Source organism: Corallococcus macrosporus DSM 14697 (assembly GCF_002305895.1).
Lineage (GTDB): Bacteria > Myxococcota > Myxococcia > Myxococcales > Myxococcaceae > Myxococcus > Myxococcus macrosporus.
The window spans coordinates 6,785,155-6,802,615 of record NZ_CP022203.1; the positions used below are offsets into that span (position 1 = coordinate 6,785,155).

Annotated in this window: 16 protein-coding genes; 1 reads left to right on the forward strand and 15 read right to left on the reverse strand. The window is 70.7% G+C overall.

Features of this window, described 5'->3' with window-relative positions:
* Positions 1-4: 4 nt before the first annotated feature.
* The 15 genes from MYMAC_RS27190 to mraZ all read right to left on the reverse strand — a co-directional run bounded on the left by MYMAC_RS27190 (position 5) and on the right by mraZ (position 16,465).
* Complete coding sequence (locus MYMAC_RS27190) at positions 5-859, reverse strand: cell division protein FtsQ/DivIB (RefSeq protein ID WP_204816974.1); 855 nt, start codon at positions 857-859, stop codon at positions 5-7.
* Positions 860-1,013: 154 nt separating this feature from the next.
* Positions 1,014-1,970, reverse strand: coding sequence for a D-alanine--D-alanine ligase (locus MYMAC_RS27195; RefSeq protein ID WP_013942046.1), 957 nt, complete (start codon positions 1,968-1,970; stop codon positions 1,014-1,016).
* Positions 1,967-2,899 carry a UDP-N-acetylmuramate dehydrogenase gene (gene murB / locus MYMAC_RS27200; RefSeq protein ID WP_095960193.1) on the reverse strand — a complete coding sequence of 311 codons (933 nt, stop codon included), beginning with the start codon at positions 2,897-2,899 and terminating at the stop codon, positions 1,967-1,969. The genes MYMAC_RS27195 and murB overlap by 4 nt, the downstream gene beginning before the upstream one ends.
* Before the next feature lie 5 nt (positions 2,900-2,904).
* Positions 2,905-4,323: a UDP-N-acetylmuramate--L-alanine ligase gene (murC, locus tag MYMAC_RS27205; protein ID WP_013942048.1), complete on the reverse strand. Its 1,419-nt coding sequence runs from the start codon at positions 4,321-4,323 to the stop codon at positions 2,905-2,907.
* Entirely contained in the window at positions 4,320-5,471 is a 1,152-nt protein-coding gene (gene murG, locus MYMAC_RS27210; RefSeq protein WP_013942049.1) for an undecaprenyldiphospho-muramoylpentapeptide beta-N-acetylglucosaminyltransferase, read from the reverse strand. The genes murC and murG overlap by 4 nt, the downstream gene beginning before the upstream one ends.
* Positions 5,468-6,637, reverse strand: coding sequence for a putative lipid II flippase FtsW (gene ftsW, locus MYMAC_RS27215; protein ID WP_013942050.1), 1,170 nt, complete (start codon positions 6,635-6,637; stop codon positions 5,468-5,470). Before ftsW ends, murG begins: the two co-directional genes overlap by 4 nt.
* A gap of 4 nt (positions 6,638-6,641) precedes the next feature.
* Positions 6,642-8,009 carry a UDP-N-acetylmuramoyl-L-alanine--D-glutamate ligase gene (gene murD, locus MYMAC_RS27220; protein WP_095960194.1) on the reverse strand — a complete coding sequence of 456 codons (1,368 nt, stop codon included), beginning with the start codon at positions 8,007-8,009 and terminating at the stop codon, positions 6,642-6,644.
* A 19-nt stretch (positions 8,010-8,028) separates the two neighbouring features.
* A complete protein-coding gene (gene mraY, locus MYMAC_RS27225; RefSeq protein WP_095960195.1) occupies positions 8,029-9,207 on the reverse strand; it encodes a phospho-N-acetylmuramoyl-pentapeptide-transferase in 1,179 nt (392 codons plus the stop codon).
* Positions 9,207-10,607, reverse strand: a complete 1,401-nt coding sequence (locus MYMAC_RS27230) for a UDP-N-acetylmuramoyl-tripeptide--D-alanyl-D-alanine ligase (RefSeq protein ID WP_095960196.1) — start codon at positions 10,605-10,607, stop codon at positions 9,207-9,209. Before MYMAC_RS27230 ends, mraY begins: the two co-directional genes overlap by 1 nt.
* A gap of 39 nt (positions 10,608-10,646) precedes the next feature.
* Entirely contained in the window at positions 10,647-12,170 is a 1,524-nt protein-coding gene (locus MYMAC_RS27235; RefSeq protein WP_095960197.1) for a UDP-N-acetylmuramoyl-L-alanyl-D-glutamate--2,6-diaminopimelate ligase, read from the reverse strand.
* Positions 12,171-12,221: 51 nt separating this feature from the next.
* Positions 12,222-14,240 (reverse strand): penicillin-binding protein, encoded by a 2,019-nt coding sequence (locus MYMAC_RS27240; protein WP_095960198.1) that lies wholly within the window; start codon positions 14,238-14,240, stop codon positions 12,222-12,224.
* Complete coding sequence (locus tag MYMAC_RS27245; RefSeq protein ID WP_095960199.1) at positions 14,237-14,662, reverse strand: cell division protein FtsL; 426 nt, start codon at positions 14,660-14,662, stop codon at positions 14,237-14,239. The genes MYMAC_RS27240 and MYMAC_RS27245 overlap by 4 nt, the downstream gene beginning before the upstream one ends.
* The gene (rsmH, locus tag MYMAC_RS27250) at positions 14,659-15,573 is read right to left on the reverse strand and encodes a 16S rRNA (cytosine(1402)-N(4))-methyltransferase RsmH (RefSeq protein ID WP_095960200.1); all 915 of its coding nucleotides are present in this window, start codon (positions 15,571-15,573) and stop codon (positions 14,659-14,661) included. The genes MYMAC_RS27245 and rsmH overlap by 4 nt, the downstream gene beginning before the upstream one ends.
* Positions 15,574-15,579: 6 nt before the next feature.
* Complete coding sequence (locus MYMAC_RS27255; RefSeq protein WP_043712121.1) at positions 15,580-15,966, reverse strand: STAS domain-containing protein; 387 nt, start codon at positions 15,964-15,966, stop codon at positions 15,580-15,582.
* A 46-nt stretch (positions 15,967-16,012) separates the two neighbouring features.
* Entirely contained in the window at positions 16,013-16,465 is a 453-nt protein-coding gene (mraZ, locus tag MYMAC_RS27260) for a division/cell wall cluster transcriptional repressor MraZ (RefSeq protein WP_013942061.1), read from the reverse strand.
* Between the two features lie 264 nt (positions 16,466-16,729).
* Between mraZ and MYMAC_RS27265 the strand changes: the two genes are divergently transcribed.
* Positions 16,730-17,440 carry a PilZ domain-containing protein gene (locus MYMAC_RS27265; RefSeq protein ID WP_013942062.1) on the forward strand — a complete coding sequence of 237 codons (711 nt, stop codon included), beginning with the start codon at positions 16,730-16,732 and terminating at the stop codon, positions 17,438-17,440.
* Positions 17,441-17,461: the final 21 nt, after the last annotated feature.

The following is a 17,461-nucleotide window of genomic DNA, read 5'->3' on the forward strand; positions in this document are numbered from 1 at the left end:
CCTCTTACCGCATCGAAGCCCCGCTCCTCTCGGACGCGGGGCTCGAAATCTTCACCGCCACCCAGCCGGGCCGGGCACGGTTATCCAGGTGAATGATCTCCGCTGCAAGCCCCCTCGCGCCCAGTTCGCGCCGGACACGGGCCAGACGTTGCAGCTTGACCTCCGAATCTCCTTCACCCAGGCGCACTTCCTGCCCGGACACCGTCACCAGCGCCAGGCTCTGCGCCTCCAGGCGGACCTCCGAAAGCTGTTCGGCCTGGTCCGGTGACAGCCGCGCGTACGCGCTCGCCACCGCCAGCGCCGAACGGAGGCGCTCCCGCGCCGCCGCCGGGTCCGCCACGTAACCTTCCCGGTCCAGGCCCGTCACCAGGGGCAAATCGAGTCCGTCCCCGGGCGTCACCCGCTTGAAGGGCTCGCCCTCCTCGTCCAGGACGTACAGCTCCCCCAGCACCGCCATGGCCACCGGCGTGTGCTCCGTCACCTCCACCGACACGCGGTTGGGGAAGCGGCGCGTCACCTCCACCGTGCGCAGCCAGGGGTGCTGGTCCATGGCGCGCTCCAGCGCGTCCACGTCCAGCGTCCACAGGTTCTGCCCCTTCGTCAGCGCCGCCAGCCGCAGCAGCTCCACCCGGGAGGCGCGCTGGAGGCCAGAGAAGGACACCGCCTCCAGCTCGAAGCGCGGCGACGTCAGCGCCCACTCCCGCAGCGCCACCCCACCCCACATCAGCAACCCGGTGCCCAGGGTCAGCCCCAGCACCTTCAGCACGCCCGGCCCGTGCGAGCGCACCGCGCCCCGGACCGCCTCTTTCTGCTGGGCGGCGTCCTGACGGCGGCGGTTCTTGGATTTACCGAAGGCCATGGGGAGAAAAGGGTTGACGCATGCTGTGCGCGGTTGGGGAGCCACGCCAGTTTTTGGCTACAGCCACGTCGCTGTAGCGCAAGCCGACACACAGGGGCTTCGGAAATTTTCGAGGGAGCCCGACGCCGAGTTGCGCCGGACCGATATCGGACGCTCAGGCCTTGAGACACGCGCCCAGCAGCAGGCGCTCGCACAGGGCGGGAAAGTCGATTCCACGCCCGGCGGCAATCTTGGGCAAGAGGCTCGTGGCCGTCATGCCCGGCAGCGTGTTGGTCTCCAGCAGGAACACTTCGCCTCCGTCGGTGACGATGACGTCCGACCGGGAGCCCCCGCTACAACCCAGGGCCTGGTGCGCGGCCAGACACACCTCGTTCACCCGCGCATACTGATCCGGAGGCAGGGGCGCGGGGAAGAGATACTGCGTGCCCGTGCCCGCTTTGTACTTCGCGTCGTAGTCGTAGAACTCGCGCGCGGCGCGGACCTCGATGACGCCCAAGGCCTCATCGTCCAGCACGCCACCCTGCACTTCGCGTCCCTTGACGAACTGCTCCACCAGCAGGGTGCCCGCGTACTTCGCCGCGTCCTGGACGGCGGCCTCGTAGGCGTCCCGCGTCTTGCAGATGTGCACGCCCACGCTGCTGCCTTCGCGGCTGGGCTTCACCACCACTGGAAACGGGAAGGACAGGCTGTCCGCCGCCGCCAGCGCCGACGCGGCGTCCCGGAACGAGCGGTACGCGGGCGTGGGGATGCCATGGGCCACGAAGACCTGCTTGGCGTACACCTTGTCCATGCCCAGCGCGGAGGCCAGCACCCCGCTGCCGGTGTACGGGATGAAGAGCGACTCCAGCAGCCCCTGGAGGCAGCCGTCCTCGCCGTAGCGCCCGTGGACGGCCAGCCACGCCACGTCCACCTTCTCCGCCGCCAGGCGCGCGGGCAAGTCCCGGCCCACGTCGATGTCCACCACGTCGTAGCCCAGCCCGCGCAGCGCCCCGGACACGGCCTCACCGGTGCGCAGCGACACGTCGCGCTCCGCGGACAGCCCGCCCAACAGCACGCCAACACGCTTCTGCTTGAGCTCGTCCTTCGTGAAGGCACCGCGGTTCGGAGTCACAGGAAGTCTCCCAGGCGCTTGACTTCGGGTTTCATGTCGACGCCGGACGTCTCGAGCACCCGCACTTGCATGAAGGTGATGAGTCCCAGCACGTCGCGGGCGGTGGCGCCGCCCAGGTTCACAATCCAGTTGGCGTGCAGGGTGGACACCTGCGCGCGCCCCAGCGAGTACCCTTTCAGGCCCGCCAGTTCAATGAGCCGCCCGGCATGGTCGCCCGGCGGGTTGGTGAAGACGCTGCCGAAGTTGGGCTGACTGAGCGGCTGAGTCCGCTTCCGGTAACCCAGGTCCGCGTCCATCACGGCCTTGGAGGCCACCACGTCCCCCTTGCGCAGCGCGAAACGCACTCGGGTGACGACGCCGCCCGGCGGCAGCTCGGCGTGACGGTAGGCGTGGGGCACCTGCGCCTTCGTCAGCCACCCCACCCCGTCCGCCGTGGCCACCTCCACCGCGTCGATGACGCGGAAGGCCTCGCCATTCTTCGTGCCGGCGTTCATCGCCACCGCGCCGCCCAGCGTGCCGGGGATGCCGGCCAGGAACTCCGCGCCCACCAGCGCGTTCGCCCGCATCACGTTGACGAGCCGGACGATGGCCGCCCCCGCGCCCAGGGTGAGGCGCCCCTCCTCGGGGCCCACGTCGGCCACCTCCGGGAAGAGGTCTCCGGGCAGCTTCAGCGTCAGGCCGGGCACCCCGCCGTCCCCCACCAGCGTGTTGGCGCCGCCGCCCAGAATCGACACGGGGACGCCCTCCTCGCGCGCCAGCTTCAGCAGCGCCACCAGCGCGTCCGGCGAGCGCGGGCGCACCAGCGCCTCGGCCGCGCCGCCCGCCCGGACGCTGGTGAGGGGAGCCAACGGCGCACCCGCCTTCACCTCGCAGCCCTCCAGCGACTCCACGCGCGCCGCCAGCGCCGTCTTCACGCCCGCTTCCACCATGGGCTCTAGTCCTTCGACAGGGGGGTGGTGCGCAGCAGCTCGAGCAGGTCCGCCCCCACGTGGGTGATGTCCCCCGCGCCCAGCGTCAGCACCAGGTCGCCCTCGCGCAGCCGCGGCAGCAGCGCCGCCGGCAGCGCCGTGCGCTTCTCCACGAAGGTGACGTCGCGGTGGCCGTGGGCGCGGATGGCGTCCGCCAGCGCGTCGCCCGTGGCGCCCTCGATGCGCTCCTCGCCCGCCGCGTAGACGCTGGTGACGAAGAGCACGTCCGAGTCGTTGAAGGAGGTGGTGAACTCCTTCAGCAGGTCATGCGTGCGCGTGTAGCGGTGAGGCTGGAAGGCCACCACCACCCGCCGCCCGAAGGCCCGGCGCGCGCCGGCCAGCGTGGCCAGCACCTCCGTGGGGTGGTGCGCGTAGTCGTCCACCACGGTGATGCCCTGCGCCTCGCCGCGCACGGTGAAGCGCCGCTGCACGCCGCCGAACTCGGCCAGCGACTCGCGCACCGTCTCCAGCGGGATGTCCATCTCCTCCGCCACGGCGATGACGGCCAGCGCGTTGAAGGCGTTGTGCGCGCCCACCATCCGCACGCGGAACTCGCCCAGCGCCTCCTCCCGGCGGTACGCCTGGAAGCGCGTGGTGAAGCCGTCCAGCTGGATGTTCTCCAGCCGGTAGTCCGCCATGTGCGAGCTGCCGTAGGTGACGAAGCGCTTCTCCATGCGCGGCAGCAGCGCCTGGACGTTGGGGTTGTCCAGGCACAGCACGTTGAGGCCGTAGAAGGGCACCCGGTTGCAGAACTCCACGAAGGCGGACTGGAGCGTCTCCAGGTCGCCGTAGTGGTCCATGTGCTCCGGGTCGATGTTGGTGACGATGGCGATGGACGGGTGCAGGTGCAGGAAGCTGCCGTCGCTCTCGTCCGCCTCCACCACCATCAGCTCGCTCTTGCCCAGCTTGGCGTTGGAGTCGAGCACGTTCACCTTGCCGCCCACCACCGCCGTGGGGTCCAGCCCCGCCGCGCTCAGCACGGTGGCCACCATGGACGTCGTCGTCGTCTTCCCGTGGCTGCCGGCCACCGCCACGGCGTACTTCAGGCGCATCAGCTCCGCGAGCATCTCCGCCCGGGGGATGACGGGAATCTTCCGCTGCCGGGCGGCGACCACCTCCGGGTTGTCCTTGCGCACCGCGGAGGAAATCACGACCACGTCCGCCTGGACCAGGTTCTGCGCGCGGTGGCCCTCGAAGAACGTCGCGCCCATGCGCGCCAGGCGCCGGGTGATGTCGCTCTCCCGCAGGTCGGAGCCGGACACCCGGTAGCCGAGGTTGAGCAGCACCTCGGCGATGCCGCTCATGCCGATTCCGCCGAGCCCCACGAAGTGGACCTGCGCCGCGTGGCGCGTCTTGAAGAGACTGGGGGGCTTGTTGCGCGTCACGAATGGCTCCTCGGGGCCTTCTTCTCGGCTTCGACAGGGGTGCGCTCGCGGCCGTTGGGGCCCCACGTCTGGACCATCAGGTCCACGCACACGTCCGCCAGCTCCTTGGCGGCCTCGGGACGGCCCAGAAGGCCCGCCTTCTTCTCCATCCCCTTGAGGCGCTCGGGGTGGCTCTTCAGCTCGCGAATCGTCTGCGCCAGCTTCTCCCCGGTGAGCTCCGACTCGCGGAACATCAGCGCCGCGCCCGCCTCCACCAGCGCCCGCGCGTTGACGGCCTGGTGGTCATCCGTGGCGTGGGGGAAGGGAATCAGGATGCTGGCCTTCTTGCAGACGGTCAGCTCCGCGAGCGTCGTCGCGCCGGCCCGGCAGACGACCAGGTCCGCGCGGGCATAGGCGCTGGACATGTCGTCGATGAACTCCACCACCTCCGCCTGGAAGCCCTTGTCCTCGTAGCCCTTGCGGACCGCGTCCAGGTCGTTCTTCCCCGTCTGGTGGACGAAGTGCAGGCTGTCCCGCAGGTCCCCCAGCGAGTCCAGCGCCTCCGTCATCCGCTGGTTGAGGCCCCGCGCGCCCAGGCTGCCGCCGAAGACGAGCACGGAGAAGCGCTCGTGCGCCACGTGGCTGCGCAGGTAGTTGTCCATCAGCTTGCGGCGGATGGGGTTGCCGATGAGCTGGACCTTCTTCTCCGGGAAGAAGGCGCGCGCCTCCTCGAAGGCGATGAACACCACGCGGACGATTCTGCCCAGCACCTTGTTGGTGAAGCCGGGCAGCGCGTTCTGCTCCTGGATGGCGGTGGGGATGCCCATCAGCCACGCGGCCAGCACCACCGGCCCGCTGGCGTAGCCGCCCACGCCCACCACCACGTCCGGCTTCTGCCGGGCGAGGATGCGAAAGGATTCAACGAAGGCCAGCGGCAGCGCGAGGAGCGCCTTGAGCAGGGACACGAAGCCCTTGCCCTTGAGGCCCTGCACCTTCACCAGCTCCAGCGGGTAGCCCTCCTTCGGCACCACGCGCGACTCGATGCCGCGCTCGGTGCCCACGAAGACGACCTCGTTGCGGTGATGCCGTGTCACCACCTCTTCCGCCAGGGCGATGCCCGGAAAGAGGTGTCCGCCCGTGCCCCCACCCGCGATGAGCACCTTCATCATGCCGCCACCTCCCGCATGTCGGTTCCCACCCGGCTGGGCCGCGCCGCCCCCTGGGTGTTCGCGCTCAACGACAACAACACTCCCGCCGCGCCCATCAGCACCACCAGCGATGAACCTCCATACGACACGAAGGGCAGCGTCAGCCCCTTCGTCGGCAGCAGCCCCATGGCCACGCACATGTTGACGGCGGCCTGGAACGCGATGATGGAGCTGATGCCCAGCCCCAGGTACGTGCCGAACGTCTCCCCGGCCGCCAGGCTGGCCCGGACGCCGCGCCACAGCACGACGCCGTAGAGCACCACCAGGATGCCCACGCCAATCAGGCCCGTCTCCTCGGCGATGATGGAGAAGATGAAGTCGGTGTGGGCCTCCGGCAGGAAGAAGAGCTTCTGCCGCCCGTCGCCCAGCCCCAGGCCGGACACGCCACCAGAGCCGATGGACATCAGCGACTCGGCCACCTGGTAGCCCACGTCATGCCGGTGCGCCCACGGGTCCATGAAGGCCAGGATGCGCTTCATGCGGTACGGGCTGGACGCGATGGCCACGTAGGCCAGGGGCAACGCCAGCAGCACCATGCCGACCAGGTAGCTCAGCTTCGCGCCGGCCGCGAACAGCAGCACGAAGAGCATGAACACCAGCAGCACGCTGCTGCCGAAGTCCGGCTGCATCATGCAAAGCAACACCAGGATGCCGCACAGCGCGAGGTGCGGCACGAAGCCCACGGAGAACTTCGCCACCTTCTCCCGCTTCTTCGCCAGCGAGTAGGACAGGTAGACGACCCAGGCGAACTTCGCCACCTCCGCCGGCTGCAGGCCGAAGCCCGGCAGGCGAATCCACCGCCGCGCGCCGCCCGCCGTGCTGCCGATGCCGGGGATGTTCACCAGCACCAGCAGGACGATGGCCGCCAGCAGCAGCGGGTAGGCCCAGCGCGCCAGCCGGCGCCAGCCCACCTTCATGGCCACGGCCATGGCGCCCAGCCCCAGGCCCGCGGCCACGAGCTGCCGCTTGAGGAAATAGAGGCTGTCGCCCTGCTTGTCCTGCGCCAGCACCGCGCTGGCCGAGTACACCATCACCAGCCCGAAGCTCACGAGCCCCAGCACCGCGCAGAGCAGCACCGGGTCGAAGCGCACGAGGGCGGCCGCCGGGGAAGGAGGAGAAGTCTTCATGCCCTCACAGCGCCTCCACCAGGCGCTTGAACGTCTCGCCCCGGTCCTCGAAGTTCTTGAACTGGTCGAAGGAGGCGCACGCGGGCGACAGCAGCACCGTGTCTCCGCGCTCCGCCACCTCCCGGGCCCGCGCCACCGCCTGGGCCAGGGTGCCGCACGCGTGGACCCGCGCCGCGCCGGCATAGGCCCGGGCCAGGGTGTCCGCGTCGTCGCCCATGGTGAGCACGCCCTTCACCTTCCCCCGCCCCGCCTCCACCATGGGCGCATACGGCGCGCCCTTGCCCTTGCCGCCGGCAATCAGCCACACGCCGCTGGAGAAGGCGCGCAGCGCCACCAGCACCGAGTCCACGTTGGTGGCCTTCGAGTCGTTCACCCACTCCACCCCGTCCAGCACCCGCACGCTCTCCAGCCGGTGCGGCAGGCCCGGGTAGCCGTCCAGCCCCGCCTGCACCGCGCCGGAGGCCACGCCGCCCAGGCGCGCCAGCAGCGCCGCGGCCATGGCGTTCTGCGCGTTGTGGGCGCCGCGCAGCGCGCGGTTCGTCAGCGTGTAGTGCTCGCCCAGGAACTCGAGCCGGAAGCCGCCCGGCTCCGCCACCGCCAGGCCCGCCAGCGCCGGGGCGTCCGCCACCGGCTCGCCCGTGAGGCTGAAGCCGTACACCGGCGCCTTCGCGGCGCGCGCCAGGCCCAGCACGTCCGCGTCATCCGCGTTCACCACCGCGAAGTCGCCGGCCTGCTGGTTCAGGAAGATGCGCGCCTTCGCCTCACCATACGCCGCGTGGCTGGGGTAGCGGTCGATGTGGTCCGGGGTCAGGTTGAGGATGGCCGCGCCGCGAGGCCGCAGCGCGCGGATGCCCTCCAACTGGTAGCTGGACAGCTCCACCACCAGCGCGTCCCACGCCTCCGGGGACATGGCGGCCTCGCTGAAGGGCCGGCCCAGGTTTCCGCCCACGAAGGTGCGCTTGTCGCCCGCGGCGAAGAGCGCGCCCGTGAGCGCCGTGGTGGTGCTCTTGCCGTTGGTGCCGGTGATGCCGAACAGCGGCACGCCGGCCAGCATGCGGCCCGCCAGCTCCACCTCGCCCCACACCGCCACGCCCGCCGCGCGCGCGGCCTGGATTTCCGGCAGCGCCAGCGGCACCCCCGGGCTCACCACCACCAAATCGCGCGACGCGAGCAGCCCCGGCGGCGTGGGCCCGGACACCAGCGCGGCGCCCAGCGACTTCACCTCGTGGGCCACGGCGCCCAGCGCGTCCTCGCTCCGCCCGTCCAGCGCCGTGACGTCCGCGCCCTGCTGACGCAGGAGGCGCAGCGCGGCCACGCCGCTCTTCGCGAGCCCGAACACCAGCACCTTCTGGCCGGACAGCGCCAACGTCATGGCCGTGCCACCTCCGGGTTCAGCGCAGCTTCAGGGACAGGAGCGCCACGCCACCACAGAGGATGGAGACGATCCAGAAACGGACGATGATCTTCGGCTCGGCCATCCCTTTGAGCTCGAAGTGATGGTGCACCGGCGCCATCTTGAAGACGCGCTTGCCCGTCATCTTGAAGGAGGTGACCTGAATCATCACGCTCAGGATTTCGGCGAAGAAGATGCCGTGGATGATGGCGGACACCACCTCGTTCTTGGACAGCATCGCCAGGCCGCCCAGCGCGCCGCCCAGGGCCAGCGAGCCGATGTCGCCCATGAAGACGGAGGCCGGGTAGGTGTTGAACCACAGGAAGGAGATTCCCGCGCCGACGATGGCCGCGCAGAACACCGCCAGCTCCGCGCCGCCCGGCACCTGGAGCACGCCCAGGTACTGGTACAGCGGCGTGGCCACCAGCCTGGACACGCCGTCCACCGTCTCCGAGTCCGCGATGCTCAGCGTGGTGCCCGCCACGTAGCAGAGCACCGCGAAGGTGATGGCGGACACGATGGTGGGGACGATGGCCAGGCCGTCCAGGCCGTCCGTGAGGTTCACCGCGTTGGACGTGCCCACGACGACAATCCATGCGAAGACGACGTAGAACCAGCCCAGGTCCGGGTTGAACCAGCGCGTGGGGATGAAGGGCAGCGTCAGCCGGGTGTTGATGAGCAGCGTGGGCCCGAAGGAGCCGTCCGGCAGCGTCCACGTCGTCAGCAGGCCGAACACGGCGACCAGGAAGAAGCAGGTCTGCAGCACCATCTTCTTGCGCCCGGCCAGGCCCTTGGAGTTGCGCTTGGACAGCTTGAGCCAGTCATCCAGGAAGCCGATGAAGCCATAGCCCAGCGTCAGCAGCAGCATCACCCAGACGGCGCGGCTCTTCAGGTCCGCGAACAGCAGCGTGCCCGCCGCGATGCACAGCAGGATGAGCGCGCCGCCCATGGTGGGCGTGCCCTTCTTCTTCTGGTGCGAATCCGGCGTGTCCTCGCGCACGTTGCTCTGCCCGTGCTGCTTCAGCCGCAGCCGGGCGATGAGCCTGGGCCCGATGAGCATGCCCAGCAGGAGCGCGAAGACGCCCGCGGCGATGATGCGGAAGGTGGGGTAGCGCAGGAAGTTGAGGACGCGCCCCGCCTCGGAGTTCTGGATGACCTCGTACAGGAGGTACAGCACTAGTGGTTTCCTCCGGGGACGGCCGTGCCCGTCAGGGCGGCCACCACCCGTTCCAGCCGCATGCCGCGGCTGCCCTTCACCAGCACCACGTCCCCTTCGCGAAGCCGCGGCGACAACCACGCCATCAGCGGCTCCACCTCGGTGAAGTGGGCGGCGGATTCACCCATGGAAGCGGACTCCCACCCCTTCACGGAGCGGGGACCGAAAAACGCGGCCAGCGTCGCGTGCGAGGGGACCTGCCCGCCCAGGCGCGCGTGCTCCTCGAGCTCGCCCGGCCCCAGCTCCAGCATGTCCCCCAGCACCACCACCGCCCGGCCATTCGCGGGCACCAGCGTGCCCAGGGTTTCAAGCGCGGCGTCCATGGAGGCCGGGTTGGCGTTGTAACAGTCGTCAATGACTGTCACGCCGCGCTGCCCGTCCACCACGTTGAGCCGCCGCGAGTACGGCCGCGCCGACTCCAGGCCCCGCACGCACTCCTCCGGCGTGTAGCCCAGCGCCAGCGCCACCGCGAAGGCCGCCGTCGCGTTCTGCGCGTTGTGTGGCCCGATGAAGCTCAGCCGCACCGGCCACTCGCGGCCCAAGTGCCGCACCGTGGCCACCATGCCCTCGCGGCCCAGCGTCTTCACGTCCGCCAGGCGCACGTCCGCGTGCTCCGCCCGGCCGAACGTCAGCCGCCGCGCGGTGCTGCGCTCCGCCTGCGCGGGGATGAGCGCGTCATCCACGTTCACCACCACGGTGGTGCCGCGCCCCATCTCCTGGAACAGCTCGCCCTCCGCCGCCGCCACGCCCTCGAGGCTGCCCAGCCCTTCCAGATGCTCCGGCTGGACCACCGTGATGACGCCGGCGTCCGGCTGGACGATGCGCGCCAGCCGCTCAATCTCCCCCGGCTGGTTCATCCCCACTTCGATGACCGCCGCCACGTGGTGCGGCTCCAGCCGGAAGAGCGTCAGCGGGACGCCAATCTCGTTGTTGAGGTTGCCCTCGGTCTTCAGCGCCGGCCCGCGCGTGGCCAGGATGGCGCCCACCATCTCCTTGGTGGTCGTCTTCCCGTTGGAGCCGCCCACCGCGCACACCGGGATGCGGAAGCGCTGACGGTGGTGCCGGCCCAGCGCGCCCAGCGCCCGCAGGGTGTCCTCCACTTCATAGAGGACCAGCCCCTCGGGCAGCGCGGGCAGGGGGCGCCCGCGCGCCACCACCGCGCCGGCCGCCCCACCCTTCGCCGCGGCGTCCACGAAGGCGTGGGCGTCGAAGCGCTCACCCACCAGGGCCACGAACAGGCACCCGGGGGTGAGTGCCCGGGTGTCGGTACAGACGGTAGCGTAGGCGGCCCGGGCCGGGCCGCCACGCCGGGTCGCCCCGGTCGCCTGCACCACCTCTTCGTCGCTGAAGGAAGCTGCCATGGTGTGAGAGATGGGCGGGACGACGGGGCTTGGGGAAGCTCAGCCAGCGATGCGGTTGGCCAGCGCCTTCGCGGCCACCTGCCGGTCGTCGAACGCGAGCTTCTCCGCGCCGACCTGCTGGTACGTCTCGTGGCCCTTGCCCGCGATGAGGACGACGTCGTCCGCGGTCGCCAGGCTGATGGCCTGCTCGATGGCCGCGCGGCGGTCCGCGTCCACCAGGTAGCCCTTCTCACCGCTCTTCGCCTTGGCGGCGGAGATGCGGCGCAGGCCGCTCTTCTCGATGCCCGCGGTCACCTGGGAGATGATCTCATCCGGGTCCTCGGTGCGGGGGTTGTCGCTCGTCACGACGGCCAGGTCCGCGCCCTCGCCCGCCACCGCGCCCATCAGCGGGCGCTTGCCCTTGTCCCGGTCCCCGCCGCAGCCGAACACCGCGATGACGCGGCCCTTGGCCATGGCGCGCGCCGCCTCGATGGAGCGCTTGAGCGCGTCATCCGTGTGCGCGTAGTCCACCAGCACCGCGGGGGCGCCGGACGGACCGTAGTTCTCCACGCGCTCCATGCGGCCGGCCACCGGCATCATCCGCTCGACGCCTTCCTGCACGTCGCGCCGCGCGAAGCCCGCGCCCAGGCCAATGCCCACCGCCAGGAGGATGTTCTCCAGGTTGTGGGGCCCCAGCAGCTTGCTCTTGAGCGGGATGTCACCGGCGGGCGTCTTCAGCACGCCCTTGATGCCCTGGAGCGAGAAGCTCACGTCGGCCGCGGAAATCTCCCCGGAGCCCTGACGGCTGAACTTCCACGCCATCCGCTTCTGGCCGCGCTGCTCGTTGTAGATGCGGCTGGCGTAGGTGTCGTCGCCGTTCACCACCGCCACGCCCGTGGCGGACAGGTTCTCCGCGAAGAGCTTCCGCTTGGACTGGAAGTAGTCCTCCATGTCCTTGTGGTAGTCCAGGTGGTCGCGGCTCAGGTTGGAGAAGCCCGCCGCCTTGAAGGTCAGCCCGTGCACACGCTCCTGCGCGAGCGCGTGGCTGGACACCTCCATGATGACCGTCTCCACCCCCGCGTCCACCATCTCCCGGAGGAGGCGGTGCAGCTCCAGCGGGTCCGGGGTGGTGTTCGCGCTCTCCACCGTCTTGCCGGCGAACTTGTACCCCAGCGTCCCGATGACCCCCGTGGACGCGTACGTCGCGGTGCTCATGGCCTCCAGCAGGTAGCTGGTGGTGGTCTTCCCGTTCGTCCCGGTGATGGCGAGCAGCGTGAGCTGGTCCGCCGGGCGGCCGTGGAAGTTGGCCGCGATGAGCGCCAACGCCTTTCGGGCACTGCCCACCTTGAAGAAGGGCACCTGCGAGGACGGCACCGGCTTCTCCGACACCACCGCCACGGCGCCACGGGACACGGCTTCACCGATGAACTGGGCCCCATCCTCCTTCGTGCCAGGAATGGCGACGAACAGGTCTCCCGGCTTCACACGCCGCGAGTCCTGCGTCACACCGGTGACGTCAACCGCGGAACGGCCGCCCGAGGTCTGCTCGGCACCACATCCTGCGAGGACATCCGTCAGCTTCATCTCTTCCCCTTCACACGCATTGCAAGAGCGGGGCCTGGAGCGGACGCGGCCTTATTGCCGCGCGGCGAGCTCCAGCGTCACCCGGGCCCCCTTCTCCACCAGTGAACCGGCGGCGGGGGTTTGAGATACCACGCGTCCACTGCCCAACACCTGTGGCTCTAGCGCCGCGGCGAGCAGCTTCACCACGGCCTCACGTCCTACTTCGCCCTGGAGGTCCGGCACACGTACCGTGCCGGGCTCAGGGGTCTCCGTCACCGCGTCCGCCAGCGCCGTCCGGGCGGCACCAGGGGCCTTCGCCCCCGGCTTCGCCGCGGCAGGCGCGGGGGACACGGCGGCCACGGCCACCTCGGGTGCCACCGTCCGGGACGGGGGCACGGCCAGGTGGGCCATGGCGGCGGTCGCAATCTCCTTGAAAGCAGGGGCAGCCACGAGCCCCCCGTATACGTCCGTCTTCGGTTCGTCCACTACGACAAGAATCACGGCGCGAGGAGACTCGGCCGGTACCACGCCAACAAAGGAGGCGATCCGCTTGTCCGAATACCCCCGTGCCACCGGATCCGCCTTCTGCGCGGTGCCCGTCTTGCCGGCCACCCGGTAGTCCTCCATGGCGGCCTTGGGGGCCGTCCCTCCCTTGACCACCACGCTTTCGAGCATGCCCACGACCTGCCGGGCGACCTTCGAGGAAACCACCCTCCGCAGCTCCGTGGGGCGGTTTTCCAGCAGAACCACGCCGTCCGGGTCCACCACCTTCGACACCAGGTAGGGCCGCATCAGCACGCCATCGTTGGCCAGCGCACCATAGGCGGCCGCGATCTGCACCGCGGTGGCCGTCATGCCCTGGCCGAAGGACTGGGTGGCCAGGGAGACCTCCGCCTTCGGGTATGGCAGCACGCCGCGCCCCTCGCCCGGCAGGGACAGGCCGGTGCGCTCGGCGAAGCCGAAGGCGTGGTAGCCCTTCACGAACTTCTCCCGCCCCAGCGCCTGGGCGATCTTCGCCATGCAGATGTTGGAGGACACCTGGAGGATGCCCTGCGGGGTGAGCCAGCCGTAGGAGTGGGTGTCGTTGATGGTGTGGCGGCCCACGCGCCAGGCGCCGTTCTCACAGAAGAACAGGCTGTCGGCGGTGATGGCCTTCTCTTCCAGCGCGGCGGCCACCACGAAGGCCTTCAGCGTGGAGCCGGGCTCGAAGGTGTCCAGGGCGGCGCGGTTGCGCATGCCGGCGCGCGAGCTGGACTCCGGCGTGTTGGGGTTGAAGCGCGGGTGGTTGGCCACGGCGAGCAGCTCGCCCGTGCGCGGGTCCAACACCACCGCCATGCCGGCCACGGCCTTGGCGTCCTCCACCGCCTTGCTGAGCGACTTCTCCGCGACGTATTGGATGTGGCGGTCCAGCGTGAGGGTGACGGCGGCGCCCTGGCGCTGGAGCGGATCCAACGCGCCCTGCACCAGCAGCTTGCGGCCCTTGGCGTCACGGAAGCCGGAGGTGGAGGAGGTCTGCCCGGACAGCTCGTCCTGGAAGGCCAGCTCCAGGCCCTCCAGGCCGCGGCCGTCCATGCCCACCGTGCCCACCACGTGCGCGCCCAGCTCGCGCTGCGGGTAGAAGCGCTTGGGCTCCTTGGAGAAGCCCAGGCCCGGCAGCGCCAGCGCCTTCACCGCGGCGACCTCGGCGGGCTTGGCCTGGCGCTTCACCCAGGCGAAGCGCCGGGCCCGGGCCAGGCGCGCGCCCAGCTCGCCGGGGTCCAGCTTCAGCGCCCGGGCCAGCGCCCGGGACGCGGCCTTCACGTCGGGCAGCATGGAGGGGTCCACCCAGATGGAGTCCACCTCCACGCTCTGGGCCAGCGGCGTGCCGCGCCGGTCGAAGATGTCGCCGCGGCGGGCCGGAATCTCGATGTGCCGGACGTACTGGTCCTGCGCCAGGCCGCGCAGCTTCTCCTGCTCGAAGACCTGGAGCTGCACCGCGCGACCGAAGGCGACGCCCAGCAGCATCAGGAACAGCCCGAACAGGAGCCGTACCCGCAGCTTCAGCCACTTCGCGTTGGGCTCGGGAGCCCGCGCCGCCTTGAAGTCCCTCACCGGCCCGCTCCGGCGCGGCCCGCCACGCGGACGCTCGGCTGCCGCGCGGCGGGGTCCACCGCCTCGGCGCGCGCGCCGTCGCCCCGCGCCGGCTTCTCCGCCGACAGCGACACCACGGCGCCGCCGCGCGGCATGGCCATGTCGAGCTGCTCACGCGCCACACGCTCCAGCCGGCCCGGCGCCTTGAGCGTGGCCAGCTCCAGCTTCAGGCGGTCGTTCTCCCGCGTGAGGACGCGGCTCTCCGCCTCCTCGCGCGACAGGCGGTAGCCCATGTCCACCACCAGCACCCGGCTGGAGACGTGCAGGATGCCCACCGCCGAGAAGAGGGCGAAGAGGCACACGGCCGGCAGCAGGTGCAGCAGCACGCCGCCCACCGTCACGGAGGAACGCAACGCCGAAACCCGGGAGTGCACCTTGCTCATCGGACTTTCTCCACCACGCGCAGGTGCGCGCTGCGAGAACGGGGATTGGCCTCGACCTCCGCCTCGGAGGCGGCCACGGCCTTCTTCGTCACCAGCGCGAAATCCCCCACCCCGCTGCACACGCACACGGGCAGGCCCGGCGGACAGGTGCAGCCCCCCGCCAGCGCGCGGAACGCCTCCTTCACCTTCCGGTCCTCCAGGGAGTGGAAGGCGATGACGGCGGCGCGGCCCCCCACCTTGAGGAGCCCGGGGATGGCGGCCAGCAGCGCGTCCAGCGCCTCCAGCTCGCCGTTGACGGCCATGCGCAGCGCCTGGAAGGTCCGGGTGGCCACGTGGATGCGGTGGGGCCACGCCTTGCGCGGCACCGCCCGCTTCACGACCTCGGCGGCCTCCAGGGTCCGCGTGGGCAGCGCCTTCTTCAGCTCGCGGGCGATGGGCCGCGCGAAGGGCTCCTCGCCGTAGTCCTTGAGGATGCGGACCAGCTCGCGCTCATCGGTTTCGGCGATCAGCTCCGCCGCCGTCGGGCCGTCCGGGCCCATGCGCATGTCCAGCGGGCCGTCCTTGTTGAAGGAGAAGCCGCGCTCGGCCACGTCCAGTTGGGGCGACGACACGCCCAGGTCCACCAGCACGCCGTCCACGGGCAGCAGGTCCGCGGCGACGCGGGGCAGCTCGGCGAAGTTCCCGGCGCGGCCCTGGAAGCGCGGGTTGGCGCCCAGGCGCGAGGTGGCCGCGGCGAGCGCCACCGGGTCCCGGTCCACGCCCACCACCGTGGCGCCCGAGGCCAGCAGCGCCTCCGAGTGGCCCCCGCCACCCAGCGTCCCGTCGATGATGACCCTCCCATCCGCCGGCCGGAGCAGTTCCACTGCTTCCCGCAGGAGGACGGTCTGGTGCTGGAAGTCCAGAGCCGCCACGGGCCGTCAGACGAAAGGCGCCCGCGCCAGCGCGAAGGCGGCCCGGGCATCGTTCATGTGCGGGTAGATTTCGAAGCAGTCGTGGGCGCCGGCCGCGCGGAAGATGGCGGCCAGGTACGGCGACAGCCCGGACAGCTTCACGTCCCCACCCGCGCGGCGGAACGCGTCCGTGCGCGCCATCAGCGGCTTGACGCCGCGGTAGTTCAGGTGGCCCACGTCTCCGAAGTCCAGCACCACCTGGCGCGTGCCGCGGTTCAGCTTGCGGCCCAGGTCGTCGCACAGCTCGAGCAGGTCCTGCTCGCTCAGCTCGCCCTCCAGCATGAGCGTCTCGACACGGCCGGCGGCCATCGCCGCGCCCGCCAACCCTGGCCGAACCTCCAGAACCTGGTTCATACGCTTGCCACCCTCCCGGTACTTCGGGGTCCTGTCGACTTTCACGTCACGCCTGCCGCAGCTCGGCGAGCACCTTCATCACGTCCGCGGAGGTCGCTTCCTGGCGCGCTTCTTCCTGCGCCTTCGCCCACCCCTCGCAGCTCCACAGCTCAATCACCTTCACCATCCCCGCCCACACCACGTCCTTCTCCAACCCCGCATAGGCGCGGAGCGACGGCGGGATGAGCAGGCGCCCCAGCTTGTCCAACGGGCACTCCTGCGCGCTGGCCACGTACAGGCGCATCAGCGTCTTCACCCCCTGCTCCATCGGGTTGCGCTTGGCCAACGACGCCTCGAGCGCTTCCCACTCCCGCACCGGGTAGGCGTGGAGGCACCGGTCGAGCGCCGTCGTGAGGATGAGCCTCTCGTCGTAGGCGCCCACCAGCGTGTCCCGGAGCTTCGCCGGGAGGCTCGTCCGCCCCTTCGCGTCGATCTGGTGCTCATAGACGCCTCGGAACACTCGGGACGATCCACCTTTTCAGCCCACCAAGGGATGAAGCTCCACTCCTTCCCACTCCTTACCACTGCCGGGCGGCATACATACGCGCCCCACCTGGGGGGGTCAAGAAACCGCAACAGGTTGAAACAGCGGTTTGTCCGCGCCCGACGTCCTGAAAGGCCGTCACACCTGGAAGGTCCAGTGCCTGGCGCGGTACGACGCCCTACCTATTGCGCTGGGGTAAACTTGAGTTCCCCCCGGACCCAGGCGCAAAGTGTCAGCCGCGTGAACACGAACGTTCGGCTGAAGGTGGCCTACAAGACGCCGCAGTCCCTGGTGGGGGAGTACACGCGCAGTGTCGGCCTGGGGGGCGTCACCCTGGAGACGCGCCGCAGCCTGCCGCTGGGGACTCGCTTCACCTTCGAGCTGCATGCGGGCGGCGTGCCCCGGCCCGTGGAGGTGCTGGGGGAGGTGGTCCAGGTCGTCCCGCACGCGGAGGCGCAGCGCTTCCTGCTCACCGTCCGCTATGGGGTCGGCGAGGACCGCAGCGCGCTGGACGCCATCCTCCAGCGCATCTACTCCACCGAGGAGCATGCGGGCCTGCGCCGCTTCCCGCGGCTGCCCCTGTACCTGCGCGCCCTGGAGGCGGCGCCCCTGTCCCCGGGCTTCGTCGTCCGGGACATCTCCCGGGGCGGCGTGGGGCTGGAGGTGCAGGCCCCTGCCCTGCCGCGCCAGGTGAAGGTCGGCACGCCCTTCCTGCTGGAGATGGACTTCCGGGACGGGCCCATGCTGCTGCACGGCGAGGTGGTGTGGACCTCCACCGTGCCCCGGAAGAACTCGGGGACGGTGACGCCGGGCTTCGGCGCCACCTTCGGGCGGCTCCGCCCGGACATGCAGCAGCGGCTGGACGGGCTGCTGTCCCTGGCGTCGCTGCCGCCCGTCCCGTGGAAGGCCCGGGTGAGCTTCGGCATGGAGGCCGTCGCGCGGATGCCGTGACGGCCCCTGCCTCCCGTGGCG